The organism is Coxiella endosymbiont of Ornithodoros maritimus, assembly GCF_907164965.1.
Taxonomy (GTDB): domain Bacteria; phylum Pseudomonadota; class Gammaproteobacteria; order Coxiellales; family Coxiellaceae; genus Coxiella.
On record NZ_CAJRAM010000042.1, the window covers coordinates 1 to 12040 of the forward strand.

The window sequence follows — 12040 nt, forward strand, 5'->3', positions numbered from 1 at the left end:
ATGAGGCTAATTCATGCGGTGGCTCGGTGAAGCCGCATATACGTTCTTTTCGTCAAAACTGATTGTTGACAACAACCCTGGGGCCATATACGTATAGACCAAAGCAGAATACGGGAAAATAATGATCTCGTCTATCATCCCCGTATTTCACTGCGCTTCATACGGGGTACTGAACTATTACTAAATACCTATAAGCATTTTTTAATGTTAATGCTATGCGAAAATCGCGGATTGTTATTTTCCTACTTTCATTTTGGACTTTAAGTTCTTTTGCAAATACCAATAAAATCGTTGAATTATACGTTTATCCTCATGCTTCAGATTGTCATTTAATCTTTGATTCATCGTCCATAATTCATTTTCATTATTTTGAATTAACCAAACCAGAGCGGCTAGTTCTTGACATTCAACAAGCTCACTCTATTCGTACTTTAAAGAAAAATTTATCTGGAACGTTAATTAAGTCGATTAGAACCGGTTATCACAGAAACCACATCTTACGAATTGTTTTCGATTTAAAATCTCCCGTTAAAATTCACGCAGTTTCCTTGAGCCCAAATCACCAAAACCCCCATTTTCGTTTATTAATCGATCTGATTAGTTTTTCTAATAAAATTAAAGAAAAATCCGAAATTATAAAAATAAAAAATATAATTGCCTCGCCCATTAGGTCACCACAACCCTCTCGAGCGCGCGATATTATTGTGGTGATTGATCCGGGCCACGGCGGACGCGATCCAGGCGCAACAGGCCCGGCGGGCGCTTGCGAAAAAGATATTGTATTGAGAATTTCACGGTACTTACAACGCGATATTAATCGCCAGTCGGGGTTTAAAGCCTATTTAACTCGAAAGGGAGATTATTATTTAACCTTACGTCAACGTTCGGCCATTGCGAGACGTTATCGGGCGGACATGTTTATTGCGATTCATGCGGATGCTTATAAAAACCATTGTTCACATGGTGCTTCAGTATTCGCGCTCTCTCAACGCGGCGCTACTAGCGAAGCCGCTCGTTGGCTCGCCACCAAAGAAAATGAATCCGAATTGATGGGCGGCGTCGATTTAGCGGATAAAAATAATTTACTCAAATCGGTATTAATTAATTTATCGCAGACAGCTACTATTCGCGATAGTCTCCATATAGGACAAAGAATCATTCGTGCGCTTAAAAATATTGGCCGACTGCATCATAGTCGTGTTGAACAAGCAGCTTTTGTCGTTTTAAAATCTCCGGATATTCCTTCACTTTTGGTGGAAACGGGTTTTATTTCTAACCTTTACGAAGAGCGTAAATTACTAAATCCTATTGACCAACAACATATTGCTTCAGCTTTAATGCAAGGTATTTACGCTTATTTTATTTGTAGTCCCCCGCGTGGCACGTGGTTAGCTCAAAAAGTAAAGTGGGACCGACATTAAAAAAGGTGATACTATTTCCATATCCTCCAAGCTCAGGATGGGTAAACAAAATTGCGAAATTAAAAGCCTAGAGGTTTGTATGGAAGTTTCAATAACAAGGATTCACAAACCGATGCTCAAAAAATTAGGTTCTATCTTTCTCAATCTAGCTGAAGCTAGCCAGGACATCTTCTGGATTCGTTCCCTTGATTTTTATACTCACGCCTACGTCAGCGCAGCTTTTGAAAGCATTTTCGGTATTTCACGCCAAACACTTTACGCTAATCCGAACAAATGGATGAATGCGTTGATTATTGAAGATCGAGATCGACTCCGATACCTGATAATGGAATGGCAAGTTAAAAATAAAAAAGGGGCTGCTTTACACGGTTGGTTACCGAATTATTGATGCGTATAGCGAAATGCACTGGATCAACGAAACTTGTTATCCCGTTTATGAGAACGACCAATGCCTTTACTTTCGTCATTTTGTTGAAAGAGTGCCGGACGTTTTTTGGGTAAAAGGAAGTCGAGGGGATAAACAAATTTATATTAGTCCAACTTACGAAAAAATATGGGGTGTGAGTTGTGAAAGTCTATACCAGAATCCGAAGTCATGGATAGATTACGTTTTGCCTGAAGATATCAGTAATGGCAAAGTGGACGTGAGTTTTTATGAAACGGCGGCCAATCAACGAACGCCTGATTCTAAATATGAATTCCGCTTCCGAATTCACCGCCCCGATGGAGAAATTCGGTGGATCAAGGATACCTATTTCCCCATTATGGAAAACGGAAAATTAGTGGGTTTTGCAGGCATAGCCGAAGACGTTACCGATGATGCACTGCGCGAAAAAGAACTGTGGAAGGCTAAAGAATTTGCTGAGCAAGCTAACCGCATTAAATCTGATTTTCTGGCGATGATGAGCCACGAATTGCGAACCCTCTTGAAGGCTATCCTTGGCATGTCTCAAATTTTAAAAACACATAATTTGTCGGATGAACAACAAGGGCAAATTGATCTCATTTCGCAAGCAGGCTAAAATTTATTGGCGCTACTAAATGACCTTCTTGATTTTGCAAAGCTTGAAGCCGGTAAGCTCTCCTTTACAGAAGAAACGATTGATTTGCATGAGCTGGTGATGAAAATTAAAGGAGACATGTTATTGTTAGCTCATGAAAAAGGAATCCAATTGAAATTTGATTATCTGGAAAATATTCCAAGCAAAGTGATGGGCGATGCAAAACGAATCAGGCAAGTATTAGTAAATTTACTATCGAACGCTCTACTATTTCCGTAACCAGCGAACCTGGCATGGGTTCCTAATTTACCTGCATTATGCCATTTCGATTACAAGCCGACTCAAACCCAGCTTTACCCGTGCGCGATTTGCTTGAGAAACAAGCCGTTAGTAATTCTACTTATGACCGCGAGTCCGATTCTCGTTTTAATATGAATGTGTTGCTGGTTGAAGATAATTTAGTTAACCAGAGAATTTTAAAAATCATGCTTGAGCAAGTGGGCTGTCAAGTGGATATCGCTGGCTGTGGGAAAGATGCTATTGAAAAAATGAAAAAACAATACGACATGGTTTTTATGGACATCGGTTACCCGACATGGATGGTTTTGAGACCACTCAATGTATTCGTCATAATGAAACACCCGATCAACGCGTTCCTATTGTCGCGATGACCGCTCATGTTTTTGTACAGGACCGTAAACGTTGTTTTGATGTAGGAATGGACGAAGTGATGTCAAAGCCAATTATGCAAGATGATCTGATTAAAGTTCTCAAACGTTGGGCGGCGTAAGTGAAGCACTAGTGCCCCATGATAGGCACTAGAAGATTTAGGAAAGATCGACTAGGCTTGAAGGATGATGTATATCCGTCGATTAAATGATCAAACTGCGAATCAAATTGCCGCGGGAGAAGTAGTTGAACGACCTGCTTCGGTAGTAAAAGAGCTCATCGAAAATAGTATCGATGCTCATGCGAGTTGTATTCGCGTTGATATTTTACAGGGAGGCGCCAAACAAATTCGGATTCAAGATGACGGGGACGGCATCCATCTTGAGGATTTAGTATTGGCGCTCGAGCGCCATGCCACGAGTAAAATTGCAAAAATTGATGATTTACAGGACATCACTACGCTTGGTTTTCGTGGTGAAGCGCTGGCTAGTATTTCAGCCGTTTCTCGTTTGACGTTGACCTCACGTCAAAAAAATACTGAGATGGGTTATCGAATCAGCAATATTTCTCATAAAACCATGACACCGGTCCCAGCGGCGCATCCCCAGGGAACAACTATCGACGTCCAAGATTTGCTTTATAATACACCGGCTCGGCGTAAATTTTTACGTTCGCCAGCCACTGAATTTCAGCACATCCGGAGGATCATTGAACGCTTAGCCCTGAGTCATTTTACTACTGAATTTTTACTTCATCATAGTGAAAAAGAAATAATTCATTTCAAATCAGCCACTACAATAAACGGGCAAGAAAATCGTATTAGAAGTATATTGGGCGATGTTTTTATGCAATCAGCACTTACCATTGAATTTTCTCAATCAGGATTAACACTAAATGGGTACATCGCCGAGGCAGCTTATACGCGCAGTCAGCCTGATTTACAATACATTTATGTTAATGGTCGTTTTGTTCGCGACAAATTAATCGCTCAAACGCTTCGTCAGGCTTATCACGACGTTTTATTTCACGGCCGACACCCGGCTTATGTGCTCTATTTAGAAATTGATCCTGCTTTTGTTGATATTAATGTTCATCCGACAAAGCATGAAGTCCGATTCCGAGATCCGCAGTGGGTACGGAATTTTTTAATTCATCCGGTTAAAACCGCGTTAGCCCAAGCGAAACCAGGTATCGCTCACCCCTTACCTCAATCGACTGCTGAATATAACCCAATAACGAATTTTGTTCCTACACCACTTATCGAGGGTCAAGGGAATTTATCCTTAATTCAGGAACAGCCTGCTCCTTACACACAAACAATCGTTCATAAACATCCATTAGGTCATGCGCTTGCTCAACTGCAGGGGATTTATATTTTGTCGCAAAACGAAAAAGGTCTTGTTATTGTTGATATGCACGCAGCGCATGAACGCATACTTTATGAGAAAATGAAAAAGCAGTTGACAGAGGTGGGCCTAGCAATGCAATCTTTATTAGTTCCCATTAATTTATCATTAAATCCGCAAGAAATAATCGCTTGGCAGACCAATAAGGATCTATTTGCCCGGCTGGGATTTGAAATTGAATTGTTTGGTTCAGATAAAATTATCGTACGACGTCATCCTTCTTTATTAAAACTAAAAAATCTCGAAAATTTAATTCGCGATGTGCTTGCTGATTTAATTACTCATAATACAACTTCTTGCGTCGGTGAAAGAATTAATGTCGCACTTGCAACTCTCGCTTGCCATGCGGCGCTGCGCGCCCCTCATTATTTAGCCATAGAAGAAATGGAAGCTTTATTGCGAGAAATGGAAAAAACCGAACACGGCGGATTATGCAATCACGGCCGCCCGACCTGGAAACAATTCGATATTGACGAGTTAGATACATTTTTTTTGCGCGGACAATAAACGTGAATAAAAATCCATTTATTGTTTGTTTAATGGGGCCAACGGCCAGCGGCAAAACGGATTTAGCTATTGCGTTAGCTCGAAAATTACCGTTTGAAATTATTAGCGTTGACTCTGCTATGGTGTATCGTGGCCTTGACATTGGCACAGCTAAACCTAACGAAGAAGAACTTCAGCTCACTTCGCATCGATTAATTAATATTTGTGATCCCGGTTTTCCTTATTCAGCGGGTCAATTTTATAAAGATGCTTTAAACGAAATTAAAGCGATTGAAATTAGAAACCGAACACCTTTGCTCGTCGGCGGAACCATATTGTATTTTCGCATTTTGGAGCAAGAGTTTTCTGATTTGCCTACCGCTGATGAAACCGTTAGAAAAAAAATACAAGAACAAGCAGAGCAGCATGGGTGGGCAAAAATACATGAAAAATTAAACACGATTGATCCAAAATCTGCGGCTCGAATTAATCCCAATGACGCTCAGCGAATTCAACGCGCTTTTGAAGTTTATGAAATAACAGGACAGCCTTTATCTTTCTACCAATCCTTAAAACGTTTCAAAGCATTGCCTTATCAATTTATCAATTTAATACTAGCACCCGAAAATCGAAGCTGGTTACATCAGCGAATTGAAAGACGTTTTGACCAAATGGTAAAAAATAATTTTCTAGAAGAAGTGAGGCAACTCTATAATCGTGGAGATTTAAATTCTGATCTACCGGCTGTACGAACGGTAGGTTATCGACAAGCCTGGGAATATTTGGCGGGAGAGTATGATTATGAAGCGATGCGCCACAAAGCTATTGTGGCTACTCGTCAATTGGCTAAAAGGCAACTAACCTGGCTTCGACGCTGGACGGATGCGAAATGGTTCAATAGTGAAGACAAAGATTTGATCAATCAAGTAGTGGATTACCTAAAAGGAATAGGGATGTAGAACTCCTTGCCTGTTTTGAAAAATGAGTGCATATTAGGGGCTGTTTACAATTCTACTATACTGGCTATAGTTTATTGATTTTCTGTGCTCCGCTGCTTAGGTACTTCTAGATACGCTGAGGTGCTCGTAAATCAATATATTATGGTTCAGCCTGGCGAATTGTAAGCGGCCCTATGATCGTATTTTTATAAAGGTTTTCAAAATTCTAAATTGCTTATGGGAGAATACCATGAAAAAAATTTGTGTTGCTTTGTTAATGTTAGGCAATGTATGCGCAGTTTCAGCATTGACTACAAACGCGTCTGCACATAATCTATTAACATCAGCAGTGAATCAATTTTTGCTGGCTGACAATGATGATCAAGGTCAGAACGCTGATGCTTCTAATAATCAGCCAACGGATCAAGATTACAACAACAGCAATGCGGATCAAAATAACGATCAAAACGATCAATCCGACGATCAAATGGACAACAACAGCGATAACGACTAAATTGACCGCATAAACCTTCAAACTCAAACACCCCATTGTTTATGGGGTGTTGTCCGGTGTATTAAGCAATAATGACCACTCATCTCATTGTCGACATTCCTAGCCAAAGTTTGACCATTTTTCGAGACAACCAAGTAATCAAGCGCTACCTCGTATCGACTGCCCGCGGAACGGTCTAGGTGAGCTGATCAACAGTGAAAAAACCCCACGCTTGACCATCATACGAGCTAAAGTGGGAGAAGGCTGCCCACCTAATACGGTCTTCGTGGAACGACGCCCCACGGGGGAAGTTTATTCTCCAGCGCTTAAACGTCGTCGCTACCCAGACCGGGATTGGGTTTTAACACGGATTTTATGGCTCTCTGGCCTTGAAGTAGGTAAAAATCGTTTAAGAAAGGTCGATACCATGCGCCGCTATGTTTATATACATGGTTCTGGGGATGAAATCATGATGGGGAAAGCGGGTTCTAGAGGCTGCATTCGTATGCACAATCACGATATTGTCGAACTTTTTGACTGGGTTTCTGCTGGCGATTGGGTCTGTATTGAAGGTTGAGGGTTATAGCTGTGGGGAAGAAAAAGGGACGGGGAATGGTTTTACCTCGTTCCAATAACATGATATAAAGGCGCCGTTATGGATCGTATTGATGAAATTCTAAAATTTTGGTTTGGAGGGGTAGAGGAGACTATTGTCCCTTCCGAGACTCGAGCCCGAATCTGGTTTGGGGAAAGCCATGAGGTTGATCGGGAAATTGCCGAAAAGTTTAGCCGAGATCTTGAAAAGGCCATCAACGGCAAGTGTGTCGAATGGGAGAAGAGCCCTCGTGGTCAACTAGCGTTGATTATTACTTTGGATCAATTTTCTCGCCATGTCTACTGTGATTCCCCCAAAGCGTTTGCCGAGGATGATTACGCGTTAAGTATTCGCGTGAATGGTGTCGAGAAGCACGATGATCATAAGCTTAGCCTCATCGAACGGGTGTTCTATTATTTCCGCTGTTGCATTCTGAAGATTTACATCATCATGAAATTTCGATCCGAGGTTATCAAATACTATTTGAACTGGCCTTACCTGAAACACAAGTCATTTATGAAAGCTTTTTTAAATTTACAAATCACCATCATCGTATTATTCGGCGCTTTGGGCGTTTTCCGCAACGGAATGCTCTTTTGGGTCGGGAGTCTACGCCTGAAGAAACTCAATATCTAAATGAGATGAAAGGTTCCTGAGGTAGCAATGCACGAAAAACAACGCATTTATCGAGTCATTTTTAGTCAAGATGAAAAAATTTATGAAATTTATGCTCGATTCATGTCGGAAGAAAATCTGATGGGCTTTATTGAATTTGAGGAATTACTCTTCTCCGAAGGTAATTCCCTTATTGTCGATACTTTGGAAGAAAAATTGAAAACAGAATTCCAGGGTGTAAAACGAAGTTATATTCCTATGCATATGATTTTGCGTATCGATGAGATGGAAAAGGAAGGAGTCGCTAAAATTAAGGGATTAACCTCAAAAGGCAACGTGCATCATCTGCCCAATGCTTTTAATAAGCCAGAAAAAAAATAAGGAATAAAATCATTGGGTTTTGCCATTATTGACCTTGAGGATGCGGCGCTTTCGCCGCAAGAGCGTGAATTGCTTCAACATCCCCAGGTCGCTGGAGTTATTTTATTCACTCGTAACTATGAAAACCCCTCCCAACTTCGTTCGCTCATTCAATCAATTAAAAAAATTCGTCCGCTGTTTGTGGCTGTGGACCAAGAGGGGGGGCGTGTTCAGCGATTTCATCAGGGATTTACGGACCTGCCAAGCATGCGTTATTTTGGAGAGCGTTACCGGCGGGACCCGGTTCAAACACGAAAGCAGTTAAAAAATATGTTGAAAACGGCGATTCATGAATTAAAAGAAGTGGGGATGGATGTCAATATGACGCCGATACTAGACGTCGACCAGGGCAAAAACGAAATCATCGATGAACGCAGTTTCAGTGGTGACCCAAGGGTTGTTGAAGCCTTGGGCAGTATCGTAATCGATACCCTGCACGCGCATCAAATGCCAGCGGTGGCTAAACATTTCCCGGGGCATGGTGGAGTAACCGCCGACTCCCACCAAGCTTTGCCCATCGATGAACGCGACCCAGAAGCGATTCTCCAGTGCGATTGGCTTCCTTTTTCAGGATTAAGCTCGCGCTTAGACGCTATTATGCCCGCCCATATTATTTACCCAGCTTTTGATGAAAAGCCAGCAACCTTTTCACGTTATTGGCTGCAAGATATGTTGAGAAAACGTATTAATTTTCAAAGAGTTATCATCAGTGATGATTTAACTATGCAAGGGGCTGCCGTTATAGGCGACTATCCGACTCGCGCCGCTCAGGCGCTGGAAGCCGGCTGCGATTTATTAACCATTTGCAATAGCCGTGAAGGAGTGATCGCGATTCTGGATAACCTTCTCCATTACCGCAATTCAGAATCTCAGCAGCGACTTCAACGATTCCCGCTGGGTTAGGGAGCCTTTCATCATGCCGACGCAGGTAAATTTTTTTAGTCTTTATCACTTGTGGTTAATGGTATGGGATAGGGGAGGCATGGGATTCTAATTTGAGGTATCATTATTAATTTTTGAACTTTAAATCCCTTCTTCTAAATGAAGAGGGTAGGTGGAGGTGTGAGTCCGTTATTAAATACCCATAATTCCATCATTAAAATCGTACTTCTTCTTATTATCGGCAACATTGCCAGTGTTTTAGAATGGCTGCTTTACCGTCGATTATTGCCTCGATTCCAGCGACAGCAGCGAATTTGGTTGCAAGCTTTTTTACAAGCGCTGCATCAGCCGTTACAGGTTTACATCTGGGTCATCATTGTTAGTTTTGCCGTTTCTATCCTAACCACATTATTTTTTTCCAACGACGATTTTACGAATGCACTTTCCTCGGGTCGTCTGATTTTCATTTTGGTCATTATTTTTTGGTTTGCAATGCGATTTATTCGCTATCTAGAAGATGGAATGACGCATCAAGCTCGTCAAAAAGTGGGTAAGGTTAGCGATGAAACTAGCGTACATGCCATCGCCCAACTAACGCGCGTCGTTATTATTGCCTTCGTTTTGTTAATGTTATTGCAAACGATCGGTATTAAAATATCGGCGCTATTAGCTTTTGGTGGCGTGGGCATGGCTGTTATTGGCTTTGCAGCAAAGGATACGTTGGGTAATTTTTTTGGTAGCATGATGATTTACTGGGATCGCCCCTTTTCCGTGGGAGATTGGATTCGATCGCCGGATCGACAAATCGAAGGCGCTGTCGAAAACATTGGCTGGCGATTGACGCGAATTCGGACATTTGATAAGCGTCCACTTTATGTTCCTAATGGAATCTTATCCAATGTGGCTGTTGAAAATCCTTCACGAATGACAAATCGACGTCTAAAAATTATTGTCGGCGTGCGTTATTCGGACGCCAGTAAAATTATGGAGTTAGCCAAAGCGATTGAAGAAATGTTGCGAAACAATCCTGAAATTGATGTAACGCAAACTTTATTTGTTAATTTATTCGAGTTCGCTCCTTCTTCGTTAAATATGATGGTGTACACTTTCACAAAAACAACGGAGTGGGTAAAGTTTCAAGCCATTCAACAAAAAATAATGTTAAAAATTATAAATATCATTACCACTTATGGCGCTGAGTGTGCTTTCCCCACGCAAACAATTTACGTCCCGGAAGGGTTATTAGTAAAAAAAGAAAAAAGAGAAAATGATAATGAACATGCTGATCGATGCAACGAAAAAGAGCGACGAGGTTCAGATGATTTTACCTGAAAATATTCGTGAAGTATTTAAAACAGCCACTTGCCTCTATTCAAAAACGGAAGTTGAAGCCGCTCTGGACACACTGGCCATAGAAATCAGCCAAGCATTGTCTTCTTCAAATCCCATTTTTTTATGTGTTGTCGTGGGCGGTATTGTTCCTCTTGGCAATTTATTGCCGCGCTTGGATTTTCCGCTTGAAGTTGATTACGTCCACGCAACCCGCTATCGCGGGGAAACGCGAAGTAGAAATTTAGAATGGAAAGCAGAACCCACTTGCAGCATGGGGGGTCGCACAGTTTTAGTCGTCGATGATATTCTTGATGGGGGTCTCACTTTAGGGACTATTATTGATTATTGCAAGAAATGTGGAGCGAGAGAAGTGTATTCCGCCGTTCTTGTGGATAAATGCGACGCTCGTTTGCCTGGTGGCCATCAACACGCCAACTTTACGGGCTTGAAAGTAGGTAACCACTACGTTTTTGGTTATGGAATGGACTATAAAGGCTATCTACGTAACGCACCCGGAATTTACATGGTCGCTCCTAAGTGTGAATAAAAAAATAGAGGATAATTTATTATCCCTTCATAGGAACGATTTTAATTAATACACCATAAAACGGGGAATCCACATAATTTAATTCACTACTCCGCATGCGACGATTTTGTGAAAGATAAAAATAGTTAGAATTATTTTTAAACACTAAATTTAACCCCACGTTCAAGTAACGTTTAACACTAACACGGATGGTGCCCTCCACATTATTCTCTTGAATAAAACGAGCTCGAACAAGAGGAGCATCAACGACTGACTGCCGCCAAGCGATATGTAATAAGATATGATAAGCTGGATTTTGGTCTAACCGGTGCTGTTCGTTTTTTAAAATAAATTGTGAAGGGGGCAAAGAATAAATCGGTCGCGCACGATTAAAATTAATTCTGCCAGGATCTAGGTCGGACCATTGTTCTTCCGATTTATTTTGAGCAGTAAAATGTGAAAAAATAATCATCTCAATCTGATAATCTTTTGCCTGCGCCTGGAGGCAAGCAAAGAAGAGAGTTAACAAGAGCAAAAGTTTCTTCATACCATTATTGTACCTGAACAATTAATTGTCGTAAAAAACAACAGGTTTTTTGCATAACGTGGATGTTGTGAATACAGGCCAACTGAGCGTACAGCGTCGATTTTTGCTTAAAGAGATAATGCAAATAAGCACGAGAAAAGTGTTGGCAAGTATAACAGTCACATCCTGCCAAGAGGGAAGTTTCATCTTTAGAGTAAATGCTTTTCTTGATCTGAATCCGACCGTTTTCCTGTTCGCTGATGAATCTTAGCCATCCATTTTCGATAATGCAGTGGCCGTGATAAAGTGCTCCGTGCCTGGCATTTCGTGTTGGAGCAACACAATCAAAAATGTCGATCCCTGCCGCCACTACGTCGATTAAATCTTGAGGGGAGAGCCCCACTCCCATGGCATAACGTGTTTTTCCCTCGGGCAAAAGGGGCCTCACCCAGTCGATAATCTGACAAGTTTTTGCCATATCGAAACCGATCACCTCACCACCAATAGCAATGCCATCCAAGTCCATATCAACTATACTTTGTGCACTTTTTTCTCTAAGATCTCGAAAACTACCACCTTGGATAATACCAAACAAGGCTTGCCGGTGCCCGTAAAGTGAGTAGGGTGATTGGACGTGCGCTTGTTTTGATTTGGCAAGCCAGTAATGCGTTCTCTGCAAGGCATCTAGGGCAGCTTTGCGACCGCCATTTTCTGGGGTACATTCATCGAA

The 12040-nt window shown here is 41.5% G+C and carries 10 protein-coding genes and 3 pseudogenes; 11 read left to right on the top strand and 2 right to left on the bottom strand.

The genetic code is table 11. From position 1 onward, the window contains the following. The first annotated feature begins 215 nt into the window (after positions 1 to 215). From OWO34_RS04860 to OWO34_RS04910, 11 genes and pseudogenes are all read left to right on the top strand, one after another. On the top strand, positions 216 to 1421 hold the full coding sequence (locus OWO34_RS04860; RefSeq protein WP_267256741.1) for an N-acetylmuramoyl-L-alanine amidase: 1206 nt from the start codon (positions 216 to 218) through the stop codon (positions 1419 to 1421). Between the two features lie 37 nt (positions 1422 to 1458). Beyond that, positions 1459 to 3212: pseudogene (locus OWO34_RS04865) on the top strand (PAS domain-containing protein). Positions 3213 to 3276: 64 nt separating this feature from the next. Then, positions 3277 to 5004 carry a DNA mismatch repair endonuclease MutL gene (gene mutL, locus OWO34_RS04870; RefSeq protein ID WP_267256742.1) on the top strand — a complete coding sequence of 576 codons (1728 nt, stop codon included), beginning with the start codon at positions 3277 to 3279 and terminating at the stop codon, positions 5002 to 5004. Between the two features lie 2 nt (positions 5005 to 5006). Further along, the gene (gene miaA, locus OWO34_RS04875) at positions 5007 to 5942 is read left to right on the top strand and encodes a tRNA (adenosine(37)-N6)-dimethylallyltransferase MiaA (RefSeq protein ID WP_267256743.1); all 936 of its coding nucleotides are present in this window, start codon (positions 5007 to 5009) and stop codon (positions 5940 to 5942) included. A 151-nt stretch (positions 5943 to 6093) separates the two neighbouring features. Continuing rightward, positions 6094 to 6435: a hypothetical protein gene (locus OWO34_RS04880; RefSeq protein WP_267256750.1), complete on the top strand. Its 342-nt coding sequence runs from the start codon at positions 6094 to 6096 to the stop codon at positions 6433 to 6435. A gap of 71 nt (positions 6436 to 6506) precedes the next feature. Next, positions 6507 to 6991 (top strand): annotated as a pseudogene (locus OWO34_RS04885) (L,D-transpeptidase family protein). A 78-nt stretch (positions 6992 to 7069) separates the two neighbouring features. Continuing rightward, positions 7070 to 7665 (top strand): annotated as a pseudogene (locus tag OWO34_RS04890) (DUF924 family protein). A gap of 7 nt (positions 7666 to 7672) precedes the next feature. Then, a complete protein-coding gene (locus tag OWO34_RS04895; RefSeq protein ID WP_267256744.1) occupies positions 7673 to 8005 on the top strand; it encodes a DUF1820 family protein in 333 nt (110 codons plus the stop codon). A gap of 12 nt (positions 8006 to 8017) precedes the next feature. Further along, the gene (nagZ, locus tag OWO34_RS04900) at positions 8018 to 8947 is read left to right on the top strand and encodes a beta-N-acetylhexosaminidase (protein WP_267256745.1); all 930 of its coding nucleotides are present in this window, start codon (positions 8018 to 8020) and stop codon (positions 8945 to 8947) included. 159 nt (positions 8948 to 9106) lie between these two features. Further along, complete coding sequence (locus tag OWO34_RS04905; protein WP_267256746.1) at positions 9107 to 10258, top strand: mechanosensitive ion channel family protein; 1152 nt, start codon at positions 9107 to 9109, stop codon at positions 10256 to 10258. After that, the gene (locus OWO34_RS04910) at positions 10245 to 10805 is read left to right on the top strand and encodes a hypoxanthine-guanine phosphoribosyltransferase (RefSeq protein WP_267256747.1); all 561 of its coding nucleotides are present in this window, start codon (positions 10245 to 10247) and stop codon (positions 10803 to 10805) included. The genes OWO34_RS04905 and OWO34_RS04910 overlap by 14 nt, the downstream gene beginning before the upstream one ends. Before the next feature lie 19 nt (positions 10806 to 10824). Here the strand turns inward: OWO34_RS04910 and OWO34_RS04915 are convergent, their stop codons facing one another. Both OWO34_RS04915 and OWO34_RS04920 read right to left on the bottom strand, forming a co-directional pair. Then, positions 10825 to 11331 (bottom strand): CsiV family protein, encoded by a 507-nt coding sequence (locus OWO34_RS04915; protein ID WP_267256748.1) that lies wholly within the window; start codon positions 11329 to 11331, stop codon positions 10825 to 10827. A 4-nt stretch (positions 11332 to 11335) separates the two neighbouring features. Continuing rightward, a partial coding sequence (locus OWO34_RS04920; RefSeq protein ID WP_267256749.1) for a tRNA-ribosyltransferase family protein occupies positions 11336 to 12040 on the bottom strand: 705 nt, incomplete at its 5' end.

Coding starts and splice junctions, on each gene's coding strand:
- OWO34_RS04860 (WP_267256741.1), top strand. CDS start 216: ATGCGAAAATCGCGGATTGTTATTTTCCTACTTTCATTTTGGACTTTA.
- mutL (WP_267256742.1), top strand. CDS start 3,277: ATGATGTATATCCGTCGATTAAATGATCAAACTGCGAATCAAATTGCC.
- OWO34_RS04895 (WP_267256744.1), top strand. CDS start 7,673: ATGCACGAAAAACAACGCATTTATCGAGTCATTTTTAGTCAAGATGAA.
- OWO34_RS04910 (WP_267256747.1), top strand. CDS start 10,245: ATGATTTTACCTGAAAATATTCGTGAAGTATTTAAAACAGCCACTTGC.
- OWO34_RS04915 (WP_267256748.1), bottom strand. CDS start 11,331: ATGAAGAAACTTTTGCTCTTGTTAACTCTCTTCTTTGCTTGCCTCCAG.